The organism is Actinomadura opuntiae (genome assembly GCF_030283205.1).
In the GTDB taxonomy this organism is placed as follows: domain Bacteria; phylum Actinomycetota; class Actinomycetes; order Streptosporangiales; family Streptosporangiaceae; genus Spirillospora.
In genome coordinates, this window is record NZ_JASNWF010000018.1 from 188,245 (window position 1) to 212,375 (window position 24,131).

The 24,131-nt window shown below is 73.7% G+C and carries 21 protein-coding genes; 9 read left to right on the top strand and 12 right to left on the bottom strand.

Translation table 11 applies throughout. From position 1 onward, the window contains the following. Window positions 1-107: 107 nt before the first annotated feature. A complete protein-coding gene (locus QP089_RS34495) occupies window positions 108-374 on the top strand; it encodes a hypothetical protein (RefSeq protein ID WP_285917444.1) in 267 nt (88 codons plus the stop codon). A 13-nt stretch (window positions 375-387) separates the two neighbouring features. On the opposite strand, the gene QP089_RS34500 is transcribed toward QP089_RS34495, so the two are convergent. Continuing rightward, window positions 388-1,089, bottom strand: coding sequence for a type 1 glutamine amidotransferase (locus QP089_RS34500; protein WP_285917445.1), 702 nt, complete (start codon window positions 1,087-1,089; stop codon window positions 388-390). Window positions 1,090-1,138: 49 nt separating this feature from the next. Further along, a complete protein-coding gene (locus QP089_RS34505) occupies window positions 1,139-2,617 on the bottom strand; it encodes a carboxyl transferase domain-containing protein (RefSeq protein WP_285917446.1) in 1,479 nt (492 codons plus the stop codon). Between the two features lie 106 nt (window positions 2,618-2,723). On the opposite strand from QP089_RS34505, the gene QP089_RS34510 reads away from it, so the two are divergent. After that, window positions 2,724-4,148, top strand: coding sequence for an amidase (locus QP089_RS34510; RefSeq protein ID WP_285917448.1), 1,425 nt, complete (start codon window positions 2,724-2,726; stop codon window positions 4,146-4,148). Between the two features lie 13 nt (window positions 4,149-4,161). Here QP089_RS34510 and QP089_RS34515 read toward each other — a convergent pair whose 3' ends face one another. After that, complete coding sequence (locus QP089_RS34515; RefSeq protein ID WP_285917450.1) at window positions 4,162-5,526, bottom strand: sensor histidine kinase; 1,365 nt, start codon at window positions 5,524-5,526, stop codon at window positions 4,162-4,164. Between the two features lie 404 nt (window positions 5,527-5,930). Between QP089_RS34515 and QP089_RS34520 the strand changes: the two genes are divergently transcribed. Continuing rightward, on the top strand, window positions 5,931-7,232 hold the full coding sequence (locus QP089_RS34520; RefSeq protein ID WP_285917452.1) for a serine/threonine-protein kinase: 1,302 nt from the start codon (window positions 5,931-5,933) through the stop codon (window positions 7,230-7,232). A gap of 25 nt (window positions 7,233-7,257) precedes the next feature. On the opposite strand, the gene QP089_RS34525 is transcribed toward QP089_RS34520, so the two are convergent. Then, window positions 7,258-8,376 (bottom strand): PP2C family protein-serine/threonine phosphatase, encoded by a 1,119-nt coding sequence (locus tag QP089_RS34525; protein ID WP_285917453.1) that lies wholly within the window; start codon window positions 8,374-8,376, stop codon window positions 7,258-7,260. Window positions 8,377-8,514: 138 nt separating this feature from the next. Here QP089_RS34525 and QP089_RS34530 point away from each other — a divergent pair, with 138 nt between their 5' ends. Then, on the top strand, window positions 8,515-8,784 hold the full coding sequence (locus tag QP089_RS34530) for a hypothetical protein (RefSeq protein ID WP_285917454.1): 270 nt from the start codon (window positions 8,515-8,517) through the stop codon (window positions 8,782-8,784). Between the two features lie 37 nt (window positions 8,785-8,821). On the opposite strand, the gene QP089_RS34535 is transcribed toward QP089_RS34530, so the two are convergent. The 4 genes from QP089_RS34535 to QP089_RS34550 all read right to left on the bottom strand — a co-directional run bounded on the left by QP089_RS34535 (window position 8,822) and on the right by QP089_RS34550 (window position 12,234). After that, on the bottom strand, window positions 8,822-9,298 hold the full coding sequence (locus QP089_RS34535) for a ribose-5-phosphate isomerase (RefSeq protein ID WP_285917456.1): 477 nt from the start codon (window positions 9,296-9,298) through the stop codon (window positions 8,822-8,824). Window positions 9,299-9,399: 101 nt separating this feature from the next. Further along, window positions 9,400-10,533, bottom strand: a complete 1,134-nt coding sequence (locus tag QP089_RS34540) for a hypothetical protein (RefSeq protein ID WP_285917458.1) — start codon at window positions 10,531-10,533, stop codon at window positions 9,400-9,402. 45 nt (window positions 10,534-10,578) lie between these two features. Next, entirely contained in the window at window positions 10,579-11,526 is a 948-nt protein-coding gene (locus tag QP089_RS34545; protein WP_285917477.1) for an ATP-binding protein, read from the bottom strand. A 93-nt stretch (window positions 11,527-11,619) separates the two neighbouring features. Then, on the bottom strand, window positions 11,620-12,234 hold the full coding sequence (locus QP089_RS34550; RefSeq protein ID WP_285917478.1) for a mycothiol-dependent nitroreductase Rv2466c family protein: 615 nt from the start codon (window positions 12,232-12,234) through the stop codon (window positions 11,620-11,622). Window positions 12,235-12,436: 202 nt separating this feature from the next. Between QP089_RS34550 and pepN the strand changes: the two genes are divergently transcribed. After that, on the top strand, window positions 12,437-14,971 hold the full coding sequence (pepN, locus tag QP089_RS34555; RefSeq protein WP_285917479.1) for an aminopeptidase N: 2,535 nt from the start codon (window positions 12,437-12,439) through the stop codon (window positions 14,969-14,971). Between the two features lie 82 nt (window positions 14,972-15,053). Then, the gene (locus QP089_RS34560) at window positions 15,054-16,052 is read left to right on the top strand and encodes a hypothetical protein (protein WP_285917480.1); all 999 of its coding nucleotides are present in this window, start codon (window positions 15,054-15,056) and stop codon (window positions 16,050-16,052) included. Here QP089_RS34560 and malQ read toward each other — a convergent pair. Together malQ and QP089_RS34570 are read right to left on the bottom strand one after the other, a co-directional pair. Next, a complete protein-coding gene (malQ, locus tag QP089_RS34565; RefSeq protein WP_285917482.1) occupies window positions 16,033-18,162 on the bottom strand; it encodes a 4-alpha-glucanotransferase in 2,130 nt (709 codons plus the stop codon). The genes QP089_RS34560 and malQ overlap by 20 nt on opposite strands. A 51-nt stretch (window positions 18,163-18,213) precedes the next feature. Then, window positions 18,214-19,638: an amidase gene (locus QP089_RS34570; RefSeq protein ID WP_285917484.1), complete on the bottom strand. Its 1,425-nt coding sequence runs from the start codon at window positions 19,636-19,638 to the stop codon at window positions 18,214-18,216. A gap of 228 nt (window positions 19,639-19,866) precedes the next feature. On the opposite strand from QP089_RS34570, the gene QP089_RS34575 reads away from it, so the two are divergent. From QP089_RS34575 to QP089_RS34585, 3 genes are all read left to right on the top strand, one after another. Beyond that, window positions 19,867-20,682, top strand: coding sequence for a nuclease-related domain-containing protein (locus tag QP089_RS34575; RefSeq protein ID WP_285917486.1), 816 nt, complete (start codon window positions 19,867-19,869; stop codon window positions 20,680-20,682). 343 nt (window positions 20,683-21,025) lie between these two features. Further along, window positions 21,026-22,888 (top strand): dihydroxy-acid dehydratase, encoded by a 1,863-nt coding sequence (gene ilvD, locus QP089_RS34580; RefSeq protein ID WP_285917487.1) that lies wholly within the window; start codon window positions 21,026-21,028, stop codon window positions 22,886-22,888. Between the two features lie 112 nt (window positions 22,889-23,000). After that, window positions 23,001-23,366 (top strand): DUF1330 domain-containing protein, encoded by a 366-nt coding sequence (locus QP089_RS34585; RefSeq protein ID WP_285917488.1) that lies wholly within the window; start codon window positions 23,001-23,003, stop codon window positions 23,364-23,366. Between the two features lie 13 nt (window positions 23,367-23,379). Here the strand turns inward: QP089_RS34585 and QP089_RS34590 are convergent, their stop codons facing one another. Beyond that, window positions 23,380-23,598: an FmdB family zinc ribbon protein gene (locus QP089_RS34590; protein ID WP_285917491.1), complete on the bottom strand. Its 219-nt coding sequence runs from the start codon at window positions 23,596-23,598 to the stop codon at window positions 23,380-23,382. A 15-nt stretch (window positions 23,599-23,613) separates the two neighbouring features. Continuing rightward, entirely contained in the window at window positions 23,614-24,123 is a 510-nt protein-coding gene (locus tag QP089_RS34595) for an HNH endonuclease (RefSeq protein ID WP_285917493.1), read from the bottom strand. Window positions 24,124-24,131: the final 8 nt, after the last annotated feature.

Here is a 24,131-nt window from a genome sequence, read left to right on the forward strand (position 1 = left end):
GCCGGGCCCTGTAAGGGTTCGCCCCGATGCGGAGCGTGGTCGAGTCATGACATGCTGTTGCCAAAGAGGGCGTCAGGGGGATCCCTCAGGACAGGAAAGCGATCGACATGCCGGACAACACCGAGCCCGGCCGCCCGGCCGTCGCGGGCCTGCTCTCCGCACCGACCTGCAAGGCCCACCGGCTCGTGGCGTGGACTCTCGTGGCGCTCGCCGCCCTGGCCGCGCTCGCCGCGATCGTGGCCTCGACCGTCCCGCGCCGCCGCCGAGGCACCCGCCACCTGCCGCGCACCCGCCCATGGCACCGCCACCGCACCTCAGCCGAGTCCCTCCAGGACACAGACGACGACCCCGCCGACCAGGAGCCGGGTCGTTGAGGGCCGGGCCTGTTCAGGTGGTGGCGATGCGGGCGAGGTAGGCGTCGAGGAGGGTGGTGGTGCGGGCGATCGAGGCGATCTCGGTGCGGCGCAGGGAGGTCATGATCGCGGTGGGGTCGGCGCCGGCGGCGCGTATCTCGGCGTCGCCGCCGTGGGCGAGCCAGAGGTCGAACTCGGCGACGGTGATCTCCGGATGGAACTGCACGCCCATCGTGCGGCCGAGCACGAACGCCTGCGAGCAGACCTCGCTGCGGGCGATCTCGACGGCGCCGGGCGGCAGGATCCACCGGTCGTAGTGGAAATGGAACCAGGGACCGGGTCCGACGAGCGAGGGGTCGTCGGTCTGCACGTCCACCCAACCCATCTCCGGACGGGGCGCGCGTTCGACGCGGCCGCCGAGGGCGGCCGCCAGGGCCTGGCCGCCGAAGCAGACGCCCAGCAGCGGCACACCGGCGGCGTGCGCCTTGGCGAGCATCGCCAGCTCCGGGACGGCCCATGACGCGACGCCCGGATCGTTCACCGACCACGGCGAGCCCATCGGGACGATGAGGTCCCAGTCGAGAGGGTCGGGGTACTCCACGCGGACGTCCGGCGTCAGGTGCCGGTCGGCGGGCACGACCGGCAGTTCCTCGACGGCGTAGCCGCGCGCGGCGAGCCGGTCGACGACCGGGCCGGCGGGCGAGACGTGGTCGTGCTGGATGAGCAGGGCGCGCACGGGACCTCCTTCGCGTCCCGCAAATCGTACGTACCCAAACGAAATGGGGTCAACGGGACGGCCGGTACCGGGCCTGGCGGCTCGCGGCGGTGCCCGGGGCCAGCCCGGACAGCTCGCGCCCGATCGCGGCGGCGGCGCGCCGGCAGAACTCCTCGGGCTCGTCCGCGGCGTCGGGACGCTCGTCGACCAGCGCGTCCACCAGGCCGTCCCGCAGCAGGTCGGCGGAGCGGACGCCCTGCGACGCCGCCATCTCCGCCGCGCGCGACGCCGTCCGGTGCACGATCACCGACGCGCCCTCCGGCGGCAGCGGAGCCAGCCACGCGTGCCGCGCCGCCAGAACCCGGTCGGCGGGCAGCAGCGCGAGCGCCGCGCCGCCCGTCCCCTCGCCCATCAGCAGGCACAGCGTCGGGGCCGGAAGGGTGACGAGGTCGGCGAGGCAGCGGGCGATCTCCCCGGCGAGCCCGCCCTCCTCGGCCTCGGCGGACAGCACCGCGCCCGGCGTGTCCACCACGGTGACCAGCGGGAGCCCGAGTTCGGCGGCCAGTCCCATGCCTCGCCGCGCCACGCGCAGCCCGGCGGGGCCGAGCGCGTGCCCGTCGCGCTGGCTGCGCCGGTCCTGGCCGACGAGCACGCACGGCGCGCCGTCGAACCGGGCCAGCGCGAGCGTCAGGCCGCGTCCCGCCTCGCCCTGCCCGGTGCCCGACAGCGGCGTCACGTCGGCGGCGCCGTGGCGGAGCAGTTCCCGCACGCCGGGACGGTCCGGGCGGCGCGACCGTTCGATCGAGTCCCACGCGTCGTCGTCGCAGGCGGGCGCGCGACCGGGCACCGCGTCGCCGCCGTCCCGAGGCGGGCGCGCGCACAGGACCGACAGCGCCCGCGACGCCACCTCCGCGAGGTCGTCCAGCCCCACGACCGCGTCCACCAGTCCCTTGGCCGCCAGGTTCTCGGCGACCTGCACTCCCGGCGGGAACGGCTCCCCGTACAGGCCCTCGTACACGCGCGGCCCCAGGAACCCGATGAGCGCGCCGGGTTCGGCGGCCGTCACGTGGCCGAGCGACCCCCACGACGCGAACACCCCGCCCGTCGTCGGATGCCGCAGGTAGACCAGGTAGGGCAGACCGGCCGCGCGGTGCGCCATGACGGCGGCGGTGATCCGGGCCATCTGGACGAACGCGGCGGTCCCCTCCTGCATCCGCGTCCCGCCCGAGGACGGCGCGGCGAGCAGCGGCAGGCCCTCGGCGGTGGCGCGCTCCACCGCCGCGACGATCCGGTCCGCGGTGGCCAGCCCGATCGAACCGGCCAGGAACCGGAACTCCGACACCACGAACGCCACGCGCCGGCCGCGCAGCAGCCCCTCGCCGGTGACGACCGCCTCGTCGGTGCCGGCGCGGTCGCGGGCGGCGGCGAGGTCGTCCCCGTACGGGGTCCCCGGCTCCGGCTCCCCGGCGGGCGGGACGTCCCAGGAGGTCCAGCCGTCCTCGTCCAGCACGCGGCGCAGCAGCTCGCGCGCCCCGACCCGTTCCGCCACGCGGCTCCTTCCGTCGGTCCCACCAGAATCATGACCGCGCGCGCGGCCGGCCGGTCACCCGGGGTGGACACTGGAAACGCCCACAGCTCAGGGAAGGGAACCGCCGTTGCCCTCCGAACGCGACGAGATCTGCTTCTCCTCCGCCCGCGACCTCGCCCGCCGCCTGCGCGGCCGCGAGCTGTCCGCGCGGGAGGTCGTGCAGGCCCACCTCGACCAGATCGAACGGACGAACCCGCACGTCAACGCCATCGTCACCCTCGTCGCCGAACGGGCGTCGGACCAGGCCCGCGCCGCCGACGAGCGCCTGGCGTCCGGCGCGGACGTCGGGCCGCTGCACGGGCTGCCCGTCGCGCACAAGGACACCCACGCCACCGCCGGGATCCGCACCACGTCCGGGTCGCCGATCTTCGCCGACCACGTCCCGGAAGCCGACGAGCTGGTCGTCGAGCGGATGCGCGCCGCCGGCGTCATCACGCTCGGCAAGACGAACGTGCCGGAGTTCGCGGCCGGGTCGCACACCTTCAACCCGGTGTTCGGGCTGACCCGCAACCCCTACGACCTCGCGCGGTCGGCGGGCGGCAGCAGCGGCGGCGCGGCGGCGGCGCTGGCGTGCGGGATGCATCCGCTCGCCGACGGCAGCGACATGGGCGGCTCGCTGCGCAATCCCGCGTCGTTCTGCAACGTGGTCGGGTTCCGCCCCTCGCCGGGCCGGGTGCCGTCGTGGCCGGTCGCGGCGGGCTGGTCGACGATGGGCGTGCAGGGCCCGATGGCCCGGTCGGTCGCGGACGCGGCGTTGCTGCTGTCGGTGCTCGCCGGGCCCGACCCGCGCAGCCCCATCGCGCTGGAGACGCCCGGCTCCGCCTTCGCCGTCCCCCTGGAACGGGACATGGCGGGCGTGCGGCTGGCGTGGTCGCCCGACCTCGGCGGAACGGTCCCGGTCGATCCCGCCGTCACCGCCGTCCTCGAACCGGCCGTGAAGGCCTTCACCGACCTCGGCTGCGTCGTGGAGGAGGCGTGCCCCGACCTGACCGGCGCCGACGAGGTGTTCCGGGCGCTGCGCGCCTGGCACTGGGACATCGTCCTCGGTCCGCTGCTGGACGAGCGCCGCGCCGACTTCAAGGCGTCCCTCGCCCGCAACATCGAGGAGGGGCGCGCCCTCACCGCCGCCGACCTCGGGCGCGCCGAGGTGCTGCACACCGCGCTGTTCCACCGCGTCCGCGCGTTCTTCGAGCGCTACGACGCGCTGCTCCTGCCGGTCAGCCAGGTGCCGCCGTTCGACGCGGACCTGGAGTACCCGGAGGAGGTCGCGGGGCAGGCCATGCCCGACTACCTGGAATGGATGCGGTCGTGCTTCCTGGTGTCGGCGACCGGGTCGCCCGCGCTGTCGGTGCCCGCCGGGTTCACCTCCACCGGGCTGCCCGTCGGGCTGCAGATCGTCGGCCCGCACCATGCCGACCTGGCCGTCCTGCGGATCGGGCACGCGTTCGAGCAGGCCACCGGGCACGCCCGCCGCCGCCCCGCCTTCGCCTGACCGCGCAGGGCCGCTAGTCGTCCTCCGCCGGGATCCGCAGGACGAACCGGGCGCCGCCGTCGCCGTCGGCGGCCACGAGCGTCCCGCCGTGCGCGCGGGCGATGTCGCGGGAAATGGTCAGGCCGAGGCCGGTGCCGCCCTTGTCGCGGCGCCGCCCCTCGGCCAGCCGTTGGAACCGCCAGAAGATCCGCTCGCGGTCCTCCGGCGGGATGCCCGACCCGTCGTCGCGCACCTCCAGCACCGCGTCCGGGCCGTCCCGTGCCGCGCTCACCCAGATCCGCGACCGGGCGTGCCGCTCGGCGTTGTCCAGCAGGTTCGTCAGCAGCCTGACCAGCTGCTCGGGCGTGGCGCGCACGGCGATGCCCTCCGCCACGTCGATCTCCACCGGGACGCGCCGGTCCCGCCGCGACGCCTCCGCCCGCACCAGCGCGCCGAAGTCGACCCGCTCCCGCTCGACGTGCACGCCCGCGCCCAGCTTGGCCAGGATCAGCAGGTCGGAGACGATGCCCTGCAGCCGGTCGGCGTCCGCGAGCGCCGCCCGCGCCACCGTGGGCCAGTCCTCGTCCTCCGGATGCTGGAGCGCCAGCTCCAGCTGCATCCGCAGCCCGGTCAGCGGGCTGCGCAGCTCGTGCGAGACGTCCCCGACGAACGCGCGCTGCCGGTCCAGCAGGGCCTCCAGCCGGTGCAGCGTCAGGTTCACCGACTGCGCCAGCTCCGCCACCTCGTCGGCCGGGTCCGGGACGGTCACCCGGCCGGGCTCGCCGCCGGTGATGTTCGCCAGCTCGTCGCTCATCACCCGCACCGGCCGCAGCGCCCGCCGCACCGCGCCCGCCACGATCCACGCGACCAGCGCGGTCCCGGTCAGCACCGCGCCGATGAGCAGGCCGATGAAGGCGCCCTTGTTGCGGGTCAGCTCGGTGAGGGGCGCGCCCGCGTAGACGGTCCGGTACCCGAACGACGTCCGGATGCGCTCCTCGACCACGTACACGTCCGCGTTGATGGCCTCGCCGTGGACGATGTGGTCCTCGGCGCGGCCCACGACGTCGGGGGACGGCACCTTCAGCGGCCGCCGCCCGCGCAGCGCGTCGCTGGAGGCGACCACGCGGCCGTGCTGGTCGACGACCTGCAGCAGCGAGAAGTCCGGGTCCTGCACGCGCAGCAGGCCGCGCGGGTCGGTGTCGCGCACCAGCGACACCAGGTCCTCGACGACCAGGTCGCCGCGCTGGTGCAGGCCGCTGTACACGGTGTGCTGGACGGCCGTGTAGAAGATGGCGACGCCCGCCACCAGGACGAGGCCGACCATCAGCGTCGCGGCGGCGGTGATCCGGGCCCGCACCGACCAGCAGGAGGGCGACAGCCTGACCCCGAGAACCCGCACCCCGGCGCTCTCCCCCTCCCCGTCGCGAGGCGCCCGGCGCGGCGCCGCGTCCCAGCGCCCGGGAGGAGTGCGCAGAACAGGTTGTTACCGGGCCATTGCCCGATGAAACCTCGCCCGCGGGTGGCCGATGCCCGCGCCGGCGGCGCCTCCCACCCCTGGGGTGCCGCCCGCGCGGGCATCGCCTTCGGTGCCGCCAGCGGGCCCGCCGCCCGCGCGCCGAGGAGGAAAATCCGACGGGATCGGGCTCGCTGTCGAACAGATCCCACTCTGCCCGTCCCCTGTGGACTGGACGCTACATCGACGTGACGATCACGTTTCCAGTTCTTCCTGGGGGAACGCGCCATAATTCCCGAACGAACGGGGATGGATGGACCCAGGAGACGCAAGGGAGTCGGAAGACCGCCATGGACGGAGACATTCGGCCGCTCGAGCCCGCGGACCCGCGCATGGTCGGCGGGCACACGCTGCTGGGCCGGCTCGGCTCGGGCGGCATGGGCACCGTGTACCTCGGCACCGACCCCGTGTCCGGCGGGCGCGTCGCGGTGAAGACCATCCATCCGCACCTTGCCGGGGACGAGTCGTTCCGGCAGCGGTTCAAGGACGAGGCGTACCTGGCGAGCCGGGTCGCCTCGTTCTGCACCGCGCGGGTCCTCGCGCACGGCGAGGACGACGGCCGCCCCTACCTCGTCACCGACTACGTCGGCGGCATCTCCCTGCACCAGCGGCTCAGCACCGGCGGGCCGCTGCCGCCCGCCGACCTGCACGGGGTGGCGGTCGGCGTCGCCTCGGCGCTGGCCGCGATCCACGCCGCCGGGCTGGTGCACCGCGACCTCAAGCCCGCCAACGTGATGCTGACGCTGTCGGGCTGCCGGGTCATCGACTTCGGCATCGCGCGCAGCCAGGACTCCGGCGGCGTCACCGCGGCGACCGGGAAGGTCCTCGGCACGCCCGGCTGGATGGCGCCGGAGGTGCTGCGCGGCGGCCCGGCGACCCCGGCCGCCGACATCTTCGCGTGGGGCTGCCTGATCGCGCACGCCGGCACCGGGCGGATGCCGTTCGGCGGCGACCCCGAGGCGCTGCGCGTCACCGACGCCGCTCCCGACCTGTCCGGGCTGCCCGAGCCGCTGCTCCCGGCCGTGCGGTCCGCGCTCGCGCACGATCCGGCCGCCCGGCCGAGCGCCTCGGACCTGCTGCTCACGCTGGTGGAGCAGCCGCAGGCGGGCGACTGGCCGGCGGCCCCGCCGGACGGGGCGCCCGCCCCGGTCCGGCCGGTCCCGTCCGGCGGGACGCCCGCCCCGTCCGGGGGGACGCCGGGGACGCCGCATCCGGCGATGGCCGATGACGGCGGCGCGTCCACCGAGACGCGGGCGTTCAACCCGATGGGCATCGCCGGCACGCTCGCCATCAACCGCAACCGGGTGCTCGCCGCCGCCGGCGCCGCCGCGGGGACCGTCCTGGTCGGCGCGGTCATCCTCGGCCTGACGCAGGGCAAGGGCGATCCGCACGCGCACGCCTCGACGCCGCTGCCGACGCCCACGGTGTCCGTCCACCCGACGAAGAAGGCGCGGGCGGGGGCGCCCCGCCCGTCCAAGCGGTCGACGCCCGCACGGACGCACACGTCCAAGCCCGTCCTCAAGCACACGCCCAAGCCGGCCCCGAAGCACAAGGCCAAGCACGCGAAGGGCAAGGGCAAGCACAAGCGCTGACACGCCCCGCCCGTCTCGACGGGGACTAGGTGCGCCAGATGAGGACGAGGGCGCAGTCGTCGTCGCGGGCGGCCGCCATCCTCTCGACCAGTTCCCGCGCGCCCGTGCCGAACCCCTGCGGGACGAGCCGCTCGGCCTCGCCGAGCAGCCGGTCGATCCCGGCGTCGAGGTCGCTGCCGGGCGACTCGACCAGGCCGTCGGTGTAGAGCATCAGCGCGTCGCCGGGACGCAGCTTGCCGCGCTCGGGGACGCAGTGCAGGTCGGGCACCACGCCGAGGACGACGCCCTTGGCCGGGCTGACCTGCCAGGCGCCGCTGCTCGCGTCGAACTGGACGGCGGGCGGGTGCCCGGCCGACCCGACCGTGTACTCCCCGGTCGCCAGGTCGACGACGACGTGCACCGCCGTGACGAACCCCTCGTCCCAGCGCTGCTTCTGGAGGTAGACGTTGCAGGCCGGGAGGAAGCGGTCGGGTTGGATCGATCCAAGCAGCCCACCGAACGCCCCCGACAGCATCAGCGCCCGGGTGCCGGCGTCGGTGCCCTTCCCCGACACGTCGACCAGCGCCACCTCCAGCGAGTCGCCCTCCAGGGACGACACCACGAAGTCGCCGCCGAAGGAGGAGCCGCCCGCCTGCAGCATCACCACCTGCGCGCCCCAGCCCTCCGGCAGCTCGGGCAGCTCGCCCTGCCGCCGCAGCCGGTCGCGCAGCTCCAGCAGCATCGAGTCGCCGCGCAGCCCCTGCACGCCGAGCTGCTGGCGGGTCCGCGCGAGGGTCAGCGCGAGCACCGCCGTGATCGTCAGGGTCGCGACGATGCCGGGGCCGATCGCCGCGACGTCCCGCCAGGCGTCGTAGGACACCATCGCCACCACGACGAACAGCAGCGCGACGAGACTGCGCACCTTCAGCAGCAGCCCGCCGCCCAGCACGATCAGCACCAGCGCGCCCGACGGCGCGAGCCCGCGCGTGTCGTCCGCCGTCGCGATGCCGATCGCGATCGCCGCGACGGCCAGCGCGGCGAAGACGTACCGCTCCCGGGTCAGCTTTCCCTGCCGCAACGCCCGGTACAGCGCGACGAGCAGCGGGATCCTGCGCAGGAAGGCGCGGACCCCCGGCGGAAGCAGCTGCACCAGTCGTTGAAGCATGTCTCCCGCACTGTATCGAGCATTCGTGACGACCGGCGGCCATCTGGCCGACCGGTGACGTGTTGCAACGATCCAGCTCCGTTCCAGATGGGTAGGACCGTTTTGGGTCGAAGTTCTGGAACGCGAGGGAGATGGCATATGGGGCAGCCGGGAATGCGCATCACCGTGGACGCGGCGATGCGGGCGCGGGACGTCTCGCGCCCGCGGCCGGACGGCGCGCCGGACCCCGCGCCGGGCGCGGCCCGCCGGGCGGACGGGGCGTCCGGGACGTCCGGAAGTGCCGGGACGGGCGAGCGCGGCGAGCCCCGGCGCACCGAACCGGCCCGCCGCTCCCGCGCCGCCAAGAACGAGCGGCGCCGCCTCGGCAAGCGCGGCGGCGCCCGGAAGGTCCCGGAGAACGAGCTGTAGGCCGCGGCGCCCGCCGGATCGGAGCGCGCGTCCGGGGTCAGCCCTCGTCAGGCAGCGGCGGCAGCTCGCCGGTCCGCTCGTAGTCGCCCAGCATGGTGATCCGGCGGGTGTGCCGGTCCTCACCGGAGTACGGCGTGCTCAGGAACAGCTCGACGAACCGGGTCGCGGTGCCGGCGTCGTGCTGCCGCGCGCCCAGGCTGATCACGTTCGCGTCGTTGTGCTCGCGGGCAAGCGTCGCGGTTTCCTCGTTCCACACCAGCGCGGCGCGCACGCCCTTGACCTTGTTGGCCGCGATCGCCTCGCCGTTGCCGGAGCCGCCGATCACGATGCCCAGCGTGCCGGGCTCCGCCGCCGTCCGCTCGGCCGCCCGCAGCACGAACGGGGGGTAGTCGTCCACTGCGTCGTACGCGAACGCGCCGCAGTCGACGGGCTCGTGCCCGTTGGCCTTCAGCCAGGAGACCAGGTGCTCCTTCAGCTCGAAGCCGGCATGGTCGGTTCCCAGAAACACGCGCATGGGCCGATTCTCGCAGGCCCGCGCGCGGCGGCGCGCGCCCGGGTCATGAGGCCCTTTTCACACGCGCCGGACGCCGCCGCACCGCCCGTGACCGGCGGCGATCACATGGGCGGCGGCATCGGGCCCGCGTCGCGGGGCAGGTCGGGCTTGCGGTCGGCCCGCGTCCGGTCGGGCAGCCGCAGGTCGTCCTCCTCGTCCCCGCCGTCGTCGTGCCCTGCGTCCTTGGACGACGCCTCGTCGGCGGGCGCGTCGTCGGGTACGGCGTCCTGCGGCTCGTGCTGCGCGGGCTCGCCGTCCTGCGCTCTGGCCTCCTCCGGCTCGGGGGCCGCCTGCTCGGCCGGCGGCTCCACCGCCGCCTCGGACGCCTGCGGAGCGGCCTCGGAGGCCGGGGCGTCCGGCTGCTGCGGCGGGACGGGGACGCCGCCCCACGCGGGCGACTGCGACGGGCGGGCCGGCGGGACGTAGGGAACGGCGGCCGGGTGCTGCGGCGGCAGGCCCGCCTGGTCGCTCGCCATCGGCATGCCCTGCTGCATGCCCTGCTGCATCGGCTGCTGCATGCCCTGCTGCCCCTGCTGCGGGGCGTAGGGCTGCGGCGCGAACGGCTGCTGGGCGTAAGGCTGCTGCATGGGCGCGGCCTGCTGCGGAGCGTACGGCTGCTGCGGGTTGTAGGGCTGCTGCTGCGGCGCGTACTGACCGAACTGCGGCGCGGCCTGGCCGCGCGGACGGCTGAGCAGGAAGCCCACCAGCGCGCCGACCCCCGCGAGCCATCCGTAAAGCAGGCCCGAGGCCGCACCCGCCTGGAGCGACTCGAAGAAGTTGCGGCTCACCGACCCGTCGGAGTACTTGACCGACCATTTCAGCAGCAGCCCGGCGACGCCGCCCGCGATGCCGCCCGCGACGACCGTGGCCCACCATCCGGTGATCAGCGCGCCGAGCACGCCGCGCTCGGGGTCGACCGTCCGGGCGCCGGCGAGCACGAGCACCGCCACCAGGGCGAACAGCAGCAGCGTGCTGAAGTCGTCCGACACGACGAAGCGCCAGTCCAGCCCGCGCGGCGGGGTGAAGCGCCAGGCGACGAAGAACAGGTGCGACACCAGCGGGCCGAGGCCCTCGTCGAACTTGAAGCCGCTCTTGTTGATCCCGTCGACGACCCACTGGTTGCCGACGAGCAGGGCCAGCACCAGCAGCGGCACCAGCGAGCCGCCCGACATCATGAACATCCGCCGCGTCGTCATGGCGGGCAGAGTAGTGCGGTTCATGGGCCGCCGGTAGGCCCGATGTCACCCGGCGTAGGCGACCGGGAAGCGGAACTCCGGGTCGACCTGCGCGGCGAGGTCCTCGCCGGTGGCCCGGTTGGCCCAGCTGCGCGCGTTCTTGAGGTGGAACTCCACGGCCTGCCGCTGGAACTTGTCCCAGTCCTTGGGCCGGGCGTCGACCTCGGCGAGCATCCGGCCGAGCGCGGCCTCGTTGCCGTCCTCCAGCACGGCGCCGGACCGGCCCTGCTCCATCGCCCGGACGGCGGCGGACTGGCCGAGCCAGACCAGCAGGTCGTCGCCGACGTGCTCGCGCAGGTAGGCGACGTCGTCCTCGGACTGCACCTTGTTGCCGACGACGCGGATGGCGACGTCGTAGTCGCGGGCGTACTCGACGTACTGCCGGTAGACGCCGACGCCCTTCCGGGTGGGCTCGGCGACCAGGAACATCAGGTCGAACCGGGTGAACAGCCCGGAGGCGAAGGTGTCGGCGCCCGCGGTCATGTCGACCACGACGTACTCGCCGGGGCCGTCCAGCAGGTGGTTGAGGTAGAGCTCGACCGCGCCGGTCTTTGAGTGGTAGCAGGCCACGCCGAGGTCGTCGTCCTCGAACGGGCCGGTGACCAGCAGCGTCGCGCCGTTCACCTCCTGCCCGAGCGCGTGCACCGGGTCGTCGCCGCGCAGCCGCAGCAGCCGCGACCCGGTGCCCGCCGGGGTCGTCTTCACCATGGTGGACGCCGAGCCGATGCGCGGGTTGCCGCCGCGCAGCCAGTCCTTGATCTCGGTGAGGCGGGCGCCGAGCGGCGGGATCTTGGCGGCCCGGTCCTCGTCGAGGCCGAGCGCCGCGCCGAGGTGCTGGTTGATGTCGGCGTCGATGGCGACCACCGGCAGCCCGCGCAGCGCGAGGTGCCGGACGAACAGCGACGAGAGGGTGGTCTTGCCGCTGCCGCCCTTGCCGACGAACGCAACCTTCACGAATGCCCCCTAAACGGATATGAAAACCGTTGCCATTTTCTCGGAGCACCGAGTCTGGCGGAGGGGCACCGGCGAGGCAACCGGAACGGCCGATCAGTCGAAGATCGGCTCCCGGGTGCGGGTGCGCTTGAGCTCGAAGAACCCGTCCGTCGAGGCCACCGCGACCACGCCGTCCCACAGCTTCGCGGCGGCCTCGCCGCGCGGGATCGGCGACACGACCGGGCCGAAGAACGCGCTGCCCTCGACCTCGATCACCGGGGTGCCGACCTCCTGGCCGACCCGGTCGATGCCGTCCTTGTGGGACGCGCGGACCGCCTCGTCGTAGGCGGTGGAGTCGGCGGCGTCGGCGAGCGCCGGGTCCAGGCCCGCCGCGGTCAGCGCCGCCTCGAAGTACTCGCGGGTGAACTTCTGCCGCTCGTGGTGGCGGCGGGTGCCGAGCTCGGTGTAGAGCCGGCCCAGCACGTCCGAGCCGTACTTCTGCTCGGCGGCGATGCACACGCGCACCGGCCCCCACGCGTCGGCCAGGCCCTTGCGGTACTCCTCGGGGACGTCCTTGTCCTCGTTGAGGACGGACAGGCTCATCACATGCCAGCGCACCTGGATCGGGCGCAGCTTCTCCACTTCCAGGATCCAGCGCGAGGTGATCCACGCCCATGGGCACAGCGGGTCGAACCAGAAGTCCACCGGGGTGGGAGCGTCCTGCGGCAACGTCGTCTCCTATGGCTGCTCGAGCATCATCGGTGAGATCTCCCCTCGGACAACCCGGCGCCCACCGCGTCGATTCCCGCCCGTCCCCGCCCGCCCGGTTTCCCGTTCCGGACGGCCCGGAAGGCCGTGGCGCGCGGACCTGGTCCCCGGCCGGTTGGTAGACATGGGGTCAGCAAAGAATTAAGCCGACCAAGGAGTACATGTGGCAGGCAACCTCACGCGCGACGAAGCGCGGGAACGGGCCCGGCTGCTCACCGTCGAGTCGTACGCGGTCGAGCTGGATCTCACGACCGGCGAGGAGCGGTTCGGCTCGACCACCGTCATCCGGTTCGACGGCACCGAGCCCGGCGCGTCGTCCTTCGTCGACCTGCACGGGGCGGTCGTGCGGGAGGCGACGCTGAACGGCGAGGCGCTGGACCCGGCGTCCTACGACGGGGAGAAGGGCCGCCTCCCGCTACCGTCCCTGGCCGCGCGCAACGAGCTCCGCGTCGTCGCCGACTGCGCCTACTCCCGTTCCGGCGAGGGCCTGCACCGGTTCGTGGACCCGGTGGACGGGAGCGTCTACCTGTACACGCAGTTCGAGACGGCCGACGCGCACCGGATGTACACGTGCTTCGACCAGCCCGACCTCAAGGCGACGTTCGAGCTGACGGTGAAGGCGCCGCAGGACTGGCAGGTCGTCACCAACGAGACCCCCGAGACGGTCGAGGGCGGGACGTGGCACTTCCTGCCGACCCCGCAGATCTCCACCTACATCACCGCGCTCGTCGCCGGGCCGTACCACGCGGTCCGCGACGAGTACCGCCGCGACGACGGCACCGTCATCCCGCTCGGCGTGTACTGCCGGGCGTCGCTCGCCGAGCACCTGGACGCCGAGGCCATCGTCGACGTGACCCGGCAGGGCTTCGCCTACTTCGAGAAGGTGTTCGGCCGCCCGTACCCGTTCAGCAAGTACGACCAGCTGTTCGTGCCGGAGTTCAACGCGGGCGCGATGGAGAACGCCGGCGCCGTCACGTTCCTGGAGGACTACGTCTTCCGGTCCCGGGTCACCGACGCCTCCTACGAGCGGCGCGCGGAGACGATCCTGCACGAGATGGCGCACATGTGGTTCGGTGACCTGGTCACCATGCGCTGGTGGGACGACCTGTGGCTGAACGAGTCGTTCGCCACCTACATGAGCGTGCTGTGCCAGTCCGAGGCCACCAAGTGGACGGGCTCGTGGACGACGTTCGCGAACCTGGAGAAGGCGTGGGCGTACCGGCAGGACCAACTGCCGTCCACGCACCCGATTTCCGCCGACATCCCGGACATCCGGGCCGTCGAGGTGAACTTCGACGGGATCACCTACGCCAAGGGCGCGTCCGTCCTGAAGCAGCTGGTGGCCTATGTCGGCCGGGAGAACTTCCTGGAGGGCGTGCGCCGGTACTTCGACCGGCACGCGTGGGGCAACACCGTCCTGACCGACCTGCTGGACGCGCTGGAGGAGACCTCCGGCCGCGACCTGGCGTCCTGGTCGAAGGAGTGGCTGGAGACCGCGGGCGTCAACACGATGCGCCCCGAGTACGAGGTCGACGCCGACGGGAACTTCTCCTCGTTCGCCGTGCTGCAGGAGGCCAAGGCCGACTACCCGACGCTGCGCTCGCACCGCCTGGCGATCGGCCTGTACGACCGGACCGGCGACGGGCTCGTCCGGCGGGAGCGGGTCGAGCTGGACGTGGTCGGCGCGCGGACGGAGGTGCCGCAGCTCGTCGGGCAGAAGCGTCCCGACCTGGTGCTGGTCAACGACGACGACCTCACCTACGCCAAGGTGCGGCTCGACGAGCACTCGCTGAAGACGCTGGTGGAGCACATCGGCGACATCAAGGAGAGCCTGCCGCGCGCGCTGTGCTGGTCGGCGGCGTGGGACATGACCCGCGACGCGGAGATGGCGACGCGCGACTACGTCCGGCTCGTCGCGAAGGGCATCCGCGGCGTCACCGACATCTCGGTCACGCAGACGCTGCTGCGGCAGGCGCGGACGGCCGTCCAGCAGTACGCCGACCCGTCCTGGCGCAAGGAGGGCCTGGCGCTGCTGGCCGACACGCTCTTCGAACTGGCCCGCGAGGCGCTGCCCGGCTCGGACCTCCAGCTCGCCTACACGCAGGCGTTCGCGGCGTCGGCGGTCAGCGAGGAGCACCTGGCGTTCGTCCGGGCGCTGCTGGACGGCTCGCAGACCCTCGACGGGCTGACGGTCGACACCGACCTGCGGTGGGCGCTGCTGCGCCGCCTCGTCGTCACCGGCAAGGCCGGCGAGGACGAGATCGACGCCGAGCACGACCGGGACCGGACGGCGGCGGGCGAGCGGCACGCCGCCGCGTGCAAGGCCGCGATCCCGACCGCCGAGGCCAAGGCCGCCGCGTGGGACCGGATCATCGGCGGCACGCTGCCGAACGCCGTCTACCGGGCGACGCTCGGCGGGTTCGTGGAGCCCGACCAGGCCGGGCTGCTCGTCCCGTACGTGGACCGGTACTTCGCCGAGGTCGGCCGGGTGTGGAAGGAGTGGACCAGCGACATGTCCCAGACGTTCGCGGAGGTCGCCTACCCCTTCCTGGTGATCGAGCAGTCCACGATCGACCGCACCGAGTCCTACATCACCGGCGAGAAGCCGCCCGCGGCGCTCGTCCGGCTGCTGTCGGAGGGCCGTGACGGCGTGGCCCGCGCGCTGCGCGCCCGCGCGAAGGACGCCGCCGCCGGCTAGCGTCGCGCGACCCTGCCGAAACCCCCGTGACCATGCGATCGTTGCAGGGTCACGGGGGTTTCGGGGAGAAGGGGATGGTCGCGTGGAGACGGCGCGGGACGTGCTGGCGGCGCTGGCGCGGCGGTACGCGTTCGGGGACCTGGAGGCGCTGATCGGCGAAGGGACGCTGATTCCGGCCGGGCGGGCGAGGGCGGTCGCGCCGCTGTGCGCGTTCGGGCAGCGCGTCCTGGACCTGGACGCCGAGGACTTCGGGATGCCGGAGGCCGTCGGGGAGGTCCCCCGCGACCTGCTCGACCGCGCCCGCGCCAGCCGGATGCCGCAGGCGCCCAAGGAGCGGCCGCGCGGCGCGCTGGCGAGCCTGCGGCCCGCGTACGCGCTGCTGCTGGAGGTCATCGCGATCCGCTGGCACCGCCGCGACATGGCCGCGCTGGTCGCGGCCGTGCACATCGCCAGCGAGTACCTGCCGCTGCTGGCGTGGGAGCCCGTCCTCGGGCACGCCGGCGACCCGGCGCTGATCGGCGCGTCGGTGAACGGGGAGGGCAGCCGGTTCGGCGTGCCGATCGCGCCGGGCTCGGCCCGCGAATGCGACCACACCCGTCCGGAGCGGTCGGCGTGCGAGCGGACGCTGCGGGTCGCCAAGGAGCCGCCGCCCGGATGGCGCGCCTACCTCGACCGGCAGCACAGCCAGGTCGCCGCCGCACTCGGCGACTGCGCGGCCCGCTGCCGCACCCCCTGCACCGTGATGACCCGGCTCGACGAGCGCGTCCGCGCCGATCTCACCGAACGCTGCAAGCTGGCCGCCGAGTTCACCGACGGCGCCCTGGTGAAGCTGCGGCACGCCGCCCCGGTCGGGCACGGCTTCGGCGTCCCGTCCCCCGAGGAGGTCGAGGCGGCGTGGGCCCGCGCCTGCAGGTCCATGTCACACCAGCCGCTCGGCAAGGCCGCGCTGGACGGCGCCGACACCGACCCGTACCCGCTGCCGGGCCTGCCCGCCCTGTTCTCGGCGATCGCGTCGGTGCCGATCGTCCCGGACACGCTCCTGTACGACGTCACCCAGCGCATCAGCGCGAGCTTGAGCTGACCTCCTTCAGCACGGCGCGGACGCGCGGGTCGGCGACGAGGTCGTCCAGGAGGACGGGACGGCCCTGCGCGTCGGCCAGCGGGACGCGCCAGTTCGGATACTCGTCGGTGGTACCGGGCTGGTTCTGGGTGCGGCGCTCGCCGACCGCGTCGGCCAGCGAGACGCCGATGAGCCGGGCGGGGCTGCGGCCGAGGAAGGCGTGCAGCGCGGCGACGACCTGCTCGTCGTGGGCGGTGGAGCCGTCGGCGAGCGCACGCACGACCTCCTCGGGCGGAACGGACAGCAGGCCCTCGGAGTGCAGCAACGCCAGCCACGCGGCCAGTTGCCGCCGGTGGTCGTCGGTCTCCTCGGCGAGCGGGCGGGTGAGCAGGCCGAGGCGGTCGCGCAGGGCGATGTGGTCGCCGTGCAGGAACCCGGTGATCGGCGGCATGTCGTGGGTGCCGACCGTGGCCAGCGACAGCTCCCGCCACTGCTCCGCCGGCTTCGGGCGGCCCTTCGCGTCGCGCTCGAACCACAGCAGCGAGGTACCGAGGACACCCCGGTCGGCGAGGTCGTCGCGGACCTCCGGCTCCACGGTGCCGAGGTCCTCACCGACGACGAGCGCGCCCGCGCGGCTGGCCTCCCACACCAGGCAGCCGAGCATCGCCTCGCGGTCGTAGCCGACGTAGGTCCCGTCCGCGGGCGACGCGCCCTCCGGGATCCACCACAGCCGCGACACCTGCATGGCGTGGTCGAGGCGGAGGCCGCCGCCGTGCTGGAGCGCGGCGGCCAGCATCTCCCGGTACGGGACGTAGGCGTTCGCCGCGAGCGTGGTCGGCCGCCAGGGCGGCTGGCCCCAGTCCTGGCCGCGCTGGTTGAACTCGTCCGGCGGCGCGCCGACGCTCATCCCGGTCGCGAGCTCGTCCCGGTAGATCCAGGCGTCGGCGCTTCCCTGCGCCACCCCGACGGCCAGGTCGTGGACGATCCCGGCGGGCATCCCCGCGTCGCGGGCGGCCCGCTGCGCGGCGGCGAGCTGCTCGTCCAAGCGCCATTGCAGCCACGTGTGGAACTCGGCGCGGTGGTGGTGGCGGGGCTCGTCCAGGACGGCCCGCCCGTGCGCGTCCCGCAGCGGGGACGGCCACCGCCGCCAGTCGGTGGTGCCCTGCTCCTCGCTGATCGCGCACCAGGTGGTGAAGTCGCGGAGCGCCGCGCCGTTGCGCTTGCGGAACTCCTGGTAGCCGGGCTCGTTGCGGACGTTCGGCGCCGAGCGGTACATCGCCTCCAGCGCTTCGAGCTTCGCCGTCCAGACAGCACTGCGATCCAGCGGGCCCTCGAGCGCGCGCAGTCGGGCCGCCATGGCCGCGAACCGTTCGCGGCCCTCGGCGGGCAGCGCCGCGTACTCCGGCATGTCCTCGATCCGCAGGTAGATCGGGGCGGGGAAGCGGCGGCTCATCGGCGAGTACGGCGACGGGCTCACCGGCGGGACCGGCTCCGCGGCGTGCAGCGGGTTCGCCACGACGAAACCGGCGCCGAGGTCGCGGCCGCTCCACGCCGCGAGATCGGCCAGGTCGTGCAGGTCGCCGAGCCCCCAGGAGCCGCGCGAGCGCAGCGAGTACAGCTGGACGGTCAGCCCCCACATCCGCGGCGGTCGCGGCAGTGAGGCCGGCGCCACCAGCAGCGCCGCGTGCTCGTCCTTGCCGCCCCGCCGGACACTCAGGCGATGCCACCCGTACGGGACGTCATCCCCGAAGTCCTCCAGCGGGACGGGCTCTCCGCGCGCGTCGCCGTCAGCCGGTGCCGACAGGACGTCGGGCATGCCCGGCCCGATGCGCACGTCCAGGTCGCCGTCCGGGCCCAGAGTCCGGCGGAGCTTCGCCAGGATCCGGTCGGTGGCCCGTTCCCCGCCCTCGTCGCGGCGGACCACGACGGTCGGCGGGAGGGCGCGCTCGCGTTCACGGTGGCGTTCCAGCTCCGCGCGCACGCTGGACGGGGACGAGGCGTCCACTCCCAGTGCGCCGAGGACGGCGACCAGGGTGGCGGGCGGTACGTCCGCCTTCCTTCCCCGCCAGTCGATGTACCGCGTCGCGACTCTGTGGTGTCCGGCCAGCCTGATCAGTTCGTCGTCAGCCACGCCTGCACCCATGCCCCGGCGGCGCGCCGCCAAGCGCCGCGCAAGCGCTCCTCACTGCCCCCAGATGGGCGGTTTGCGGCCGGTCCAGGGACGCGCCTCCTCCAGCTGCGCGGCGAGCGAGATCAGCGTCCCCTCCCCGCCGAGCCGTCCGGCCAGCATGATCCCGATCGGCAGTCCGTCGGCGTTCCAGTGCAGTGGCACATTCACGGCGGGCTGCCCGGAGATGTTGTAGGCGGCACAGAACGGCGTGAAGAGCATCTGCCGCCGGAAGTTCTCCTCGGGCGGCTGGTCGTGGAAGTGCCCGACGGGGACGGGCGGCTGCGCGAGCGTCGGGTGCAGGATCGCGTCGAACGCGTCCATGACGGGGAACGCCGCGCGCACCGCTGCCTGCAACGCGGCGTGCGCCTGGAACAGCTGCGGCCCGCTGGTGGCGTTGCCGCGTTCGCGCAGCCAGCGCGTCAGCGGCTGGAGCAGGTGCTCGCCGCCGTCCGGGACGGGCGTCATCGTGGCCATGACGCCCCAGAGCAGCTCGAAATGCGGGACCATCTCGGGCCCGAACACCTGCGGCAGCTCCACGACCTCGTGCCCGAGCTCCTCCAGCAGCTCGGAGGCCTCCTCGTAGGCGGCGACGCAGTCGGGATGCACTTCCGCGCCGGGCACGGCGGGCTGCCGGCTGCGCGCGATGCGGAGCCGTCCCGGCGGCCGTCCCGCATACGACAGGAACGTGCCGTCGACGGGCGGGGCCGCGTAGAGGTCGCCGGGCATCGGCTTCGCCATCACGTCCAGTAGGAGGGCGGCGTCCTCGACGGTCCGCGCGATCGGCCCGTTGGTGGACAGGCCGAACAGGTCGGGGACGATCGGGCCCTGGGAGATGCGGCCGCGGGTCGGCTTGATCCCGAACAGCCCGCACACGCTGCTCGGGATGCGGATGGAGCCACCGCCGTCGCTGCCCTGGGCGACCGGCGCGAGCCCGGACGCGACCGCCGCGGCGGCGCCGCCGCTCGAACCGCCCGCCGACCTGGCGGGGTCCCACGGGGTGCGGGCGGGCGGCGCGACGTCGCTCTCGGTGTAGCAGGGGAGCCCGAATTCCGGGACGGCGGTCTTGCCGGGCAGCACCGATCCGGCCGCGCGCAGCAGCCGCACGACGCTGTCATCCGAGAACCCGGTGAAACCGGAAAAAACGGACGAGCCAAAAGTCATCCGGACGCCGTCCACCATGTTCAGGTCCTTGACCGGAACCGGCACCCCGTGCAGCGGCGGCAGGTCCGCCGGGTCCGCGGCGTCGAGGACCGCCTTCTCGGCCCGCGCGGCCTGCTCGCGCGCCACCTCGGCGGTGACCGTCACATAGGCCCCGACCTGCGGGTTCAGCCGTTCGATGCGGTCCAGGTAGTGGTCGGTCAGCTCGACCGGGGACAGGCGCCCCGAGCGGACGGCCTCAGCCGCCTCCCTAGCGCCGAGGTCATGGAGATGTGTCACGAACCGGAACGCTAGACCGCCCGGCGGGCGGGCATCAAAGAGGGCAGCGACTCTCGTGCCCGGGAAGAGGTGGTAAATGACCGACCTACCCGTCCTGCGCGGAAGTCAATCACTCACCCGCGGCGACAAAACTATTAACCCTGCATGACTAGTCGCCGTCCCGCATGATGATTACTCTGCGCACGGAGGATCATGCCCCCGATAGGAAAGGAACACGGAGCGTCACTTATGGCGATCATGGAGCGGGGCAACACACAGCAGGCACGGGGCCAGCCCCGTGAGCAGCCCGAACAGCGAGAGGAACCACGCGAGCGGCCCGCGGCGACCCCGCCGCCGGAGGAACGGACGCTCGCGGGAACGCTCGCCGACCCCCGGATCCGGCGCTGGGCGTGGCGGATCGGCGTCGCCCTCGTGGCGCTCGTCGTCGTCACCCTCGCGGCCGGCGGGCGGCTCGGGATCACCGCGGCGGTCCTGGTGGTGATCGTGGACGTGGTCCGCCGGTCCCGCCGCGACTCCAGCATCCCGGCCTGGCAGAAGTCCTCGGCCGCCGAACGGCGCACCGAGAAGCAGCTGCGGTCGCTGGAGCGCAACGGCTACCTCGTGCTGCACGCGCGGGCCGTCCCCCGCGACGACGAGGGCGTCAGCGACGGGCGGATCGACCACCTGGTGATCGGGCCGAGCGGCGTCTACGCCATCGACTCCGAGAAGTGGGACAAGCGCCTGCCCGTGCGCACCCTGTCGCACCGCAAGCTCTTCCACGGCCCCTTCAACAAGAAGGACCGGCTGGACGAGGCGCGCTGGGAGGCCGACCAGGCCAGCAGGATCATCGGAGGGCAGGTCGGCTTCGAGGTGCCGGTGCAGCCCTCCGTCGCCATCTACGGGCCGTCCATCCCGTGGAAGGTGATGCGCGTCCGGGACGTCGACGTGTACGCCGGCAACCGGGCCCGCTCCTACCTGCGCCGCCGTCCCAAGATCCTCACCGACACCGACGTCCAGCGGATCTTCCAGGCGGCGGAGAAGGCGCTGCCGCCCAAGTACGGCTGACCGGCACGGCCGGGGATCCCGCAGCGACGCCGGATCCCCCCACCGGATCCCCACCGGCGCGGCCCGCTCCCCCGGGCCGCCCGGCGGCTCGACGACGAGCCCCGACCGGGCCCCTCGCGGGCCCGGCCCTTTTCAACCCCGGCCTTCGCGAGCCCCGGCTCCCACCTTGTAGCATCGAGGAGAACAGGGCCGGCCCGCGCGCGACCTCCGCTGAGCCGGCGGCAGCGCCGCGATCCGCCGCTGAGAGCTTCCACCGCGCACCGCTCGCTCCCGCCCGCCGCACCCCGGCGCGGCGACGCGTCCGGCGGCACGGCACCACGGCACAGGTTGGAGAGGTCACAGGATGCCCCCGCTCAGGTCACGTACGGTCACCCATGGCAGGAACATGGCGGGCGCCCGCGCGCTCATGCGGGCCAGCGGCGTCGAACGCGAGGACTTCGGCAAGCCGATCGTCGCGGTGGCCAACAGCTTCACCCAGTTCGTGCCCGGCCACGTCCACCTGGACGAGGTCGGCAAGGTCGTCGCCGGCGCCGTCCGCGAGGCCGGCGGCGTGCCCCGCGAGTTCAACACGATCGCCGTGGACGACGGCATCGCGATGGGCCACGACGGCATGCTGTACTCGCTGCCGTCCCGCGAGGTGATCGCCGACGCCGTCGAGTACATGGTCAACGCGCACTGCGCCGACGCCCTGGTCTGCGTCTCCAACTGCGACAAGATCACCCCGGGCATGCTGCTGGCCGCGATGCGGCTGAACATCCCGACCGTGTTCGTCTCCGGCGGCCCGATGGAGGCCGGCAAGCCCGTCGAGGGCGTGATGGGCGGCCACAAGCTCGACCTGATCGACTCGATCGTCGCCTCCGCCGACGACTCGGTCAGCGAGGACAAGCTGCTGCAGATGGAGGAGAGCGCCTGCCCGACGTGCGGGTCCTGCTCCGGCATGTTCACCGCCAACTCGATGAACTGCCTCACCGAGGCGATCGGGCTGGCGCTGCCCGGCAACGGCACCGTCCTCGCCACCCACACCGCCCGCCGCCGCCTCTACGAGGACGCCGGCCGCACCGTCGTGGAGATCGCCCACCGCTACTACGACGGCGACGACGCGTCCGTCCTGCCGCGCAGCATCGCCACGCGCGAGGCGTTCGAGAACGCGATGACGCTGGACGTGGCGATGGGCGGCTCCACCAACACGATCCTGCACCTGCTGGCCGCCGCCTACGAGGGCGAGGTCGACTTCGGGCTCACCGACATCGACGCGCTGTCCCGCCGCGTGCCGTGCATCTGCAAGCTCGCCCCCGCGACCGCCGAGTACCACATCGAGGACTGCCACCGCGCCGGCGGCATCCCCGCCCTGCTCGGCGAGCTGTACCGCGCCGGGCTGCTGAACGAGGCGACCCACTCGATCCACTCGGCGTCGCTGGCCGAGTTCGTCGACCGGTGGGACGTCCGCTCCCCCAACGCGCTGCCCGAGGCGACCGAGCTGTTCCACGCCGCGCCCGGCGGTGTCCGCAGCACCTCCGCCTTCTCGCAGAGCGCCCGCTGGGAGGAGCTGGACCTCGACCGCGAGAGCGGCTGCATCCGCTCGGTCGAGCACGCCTACACCGCCGACGGCGGCCTGGCCGTGCTGCGCGGCAACATCGCCCCCGACGGCGCGATCGTCAAGACCGCCGGCGTGGACGAGGAGCTGTGGACCTTCACCGGCCCCGCCGTCGTCTTCGAGTCGCAGGACCAGGCCGTCGAGGGCATCCTCGCCGGCCGGATCAAGGCGGGCGACGTCGTCGTGATCCGCTACGAGGGCCCCAAGGGCGGCCCCGGCATGCAGGAGATGCTGTACCCGACGAGCTTCCTGAAGGGCCGCGGCCTCGGCAAGGCGTGCGCGCTGATCACCGACGGCCGGTTCTCCGGCGGCACGTCCGGGCTGTCCATCGGGCACGCCTCCCCCGAGGCCGCCGGCGGCGGGATCATCGCCCTGGTCGAGGACGGCGACCGGATCGTGATCGACATCCCGAACCGGACGCTGGAGCTGGACGTCCCGGCCGACGAGCTGGAGATCCGCCGCGAGAAGCTGCTCGCCGACCTCGGCGGCTACCGCCCCCGCGACCGCGACCGCAAGGTCAGCGCCGCGCTGCGCGCCTACGCCGCGATGGCGACGTCCGCCTCCACCGGCGCCGCCCGCGACGTCTCCCAACTGGAGCGCCCGCAGGTCTGAGCATTACCCGGCGGGTAATCGCCGCCATTCCCCGCGCTGGGCAGAGTGGGACATGTCAGGCCGGGGCCGCCGATCCGGCGGCCCCGGCCCCCACCACCCGGAGGAGACGGCGATGACCGCCTACGCGCTGGCCCACTTGCACACCCCGGCCTCGCTGCACGACGACGTGTTCACCTACATGGAGCGCATCCAGGCGACCATGGACCCGTTCGGCGGCCGCTTCATCGTCCACGGCGAGACCCCGGACGTCCGCGAGGGCACCTGGACGGGCGACCTGGTCCTGCTGGAGTTCCCGGACATCGACGCCGCCCGCGCCTGGTACGACTCGCCCGCCTACCAGGAGATCAAACACCTGCGCGCCGACCACATCCCGGGCACGCTCCTGCTGATCGACGGCTGCGGCCGCGACCACGACAGCGCCGCGATGGCCGCCGCCGTCCGGGCCGCACAGCGCGGCCAGGAGCAACAGCGCGACTAGGAGCAGCAGGCGGCTAGGAGCAGCACCCTCCGCCGCAGCAGCCGCCCCCGGCGGACGGCGGGGGCTTGGGCGCGCCGCCGCGGGACGTGCCGGTGACGGCGACCGTGGACAGCAGCTTCACCGTGTCGTCGTGACCGTCCGGGCAGATCGCCGGGTCGAACGCGTTGATCATCGGGCGGGAGACCTCGAACGTCGACCCGCACGCGCGGCAGCGGTAGTCATAACGTGGCACGCGAACAGGATACGGTCACGCGGCCGGTTCCGACACGTACGGGGCCCACTGGGGGTCGCCGTCGTGGACGATCCCGATGAGGCGCCAGTGGGCTCCGCGCGGGACGCCGGGGGTCATCCCGAGCGTCCAGCCGAGCTCGGACAGCAGCCGGTCGGCCTTGCGGTGGTTGCAGGTCATGCAGGACGCGACGCAGTTCTCCCACACGTGCTTGCCGCCGCGGCTGCGCGGGTGGACGTGGTCGATCGTCTCGGCGCGGCGGCCGCAGTAGACACAGCGGAAGTTGTCGCGGCGCATGAGCGCGGCGCGGGTCAGCGGGACGCGGGTCCGGAACGGGATGCGGACGTAGCGGCGCAGCCGGATCACCGACGGCACCTCGATCTCCATGGTCGCCGAGTGCAGGGAGGCCCCCGAGACGTCGTGGTGGACGATCTCGGCCTTCTCCCGGAGCACGAGGCAGACCGCCCGCCGGAGCGGGAGCGTGGTGAGTGGTTCGTACGTCGCGTTCAGGAGAAGGACCTGTCTCATCAGACGGC

Bases quoted from the DNA above. Each gene is read 5' to 3' on its own strand.
- QP089_RS34495 (WP_285917444.1), top strand. From the start codon at position 108: ATGCCGGACAACACCGAGCCCGGCCGCCCGGCCGTCGCGGGCCTGCTC.
- QP089_RS34520 (WP_285917452.1), top strand. From the start codon at position 5,931: ATGGACGGAGACATTCGGCCGCTCGAGCCCGCGGACCCGCGCATGGTC.
- QP089_RS34525 (WP_285917453.1), bottom strand. From the start codon at position 8,376: ATGCTTCAACGACTGGTGCAGCTGCTTCCGCCGGGGGTCCGCGCCTTC.
- QP089_RS34530 (WP_285917454.1), top strand. From the start codon at position 8,515: ATGGGGCAGCCGGGAATGCGCATCACCGTGGACGCGGCGATGCGGGCG.
- QP089_RS34535 (WP_285917456.1), bottom strand. From the start codon at position 9,298: ATGCGCGTGTTTCTGGGAACCGACCATGCCGGCTTCGAGCTGAAGGAG.
- QP089_RS34540 (WP_285917458.1), bottom strand. From the start codon at position 10,533: ATGACGACGCGGCGGATGTTCATGATGTCGGGCGGCTCGCTGGTGCCG.
- QP089_RS34575 (WP_285917486.1), top strand. From the start codon at position 19,867: ATGGCGATCATGGAGCGGGGCAACACACAGCAGGCACGGGGCCAGCCC.
- ilvD (WP_285917487.1), top strand. From the start codon at position 21,026: ATGCCCCCGCTCAGGTCACGTACGGTCACCCATGGCAGGAACATGGCG.
- QP089_RS34585 (WP_285917488.1), top strand. From the start codon at position 23,001: ATGACCGCCTACGCGCTGGCCCACTTGCACACCCCGGCCTCGCTGCAC.
- QP089_RS34595 (WP_285917493.1), bottom strand. From the start codon at position 24,123: ATGAGACAGGTCCTTCTCCTGAACGCGACGTACGAACCACTCACCACG.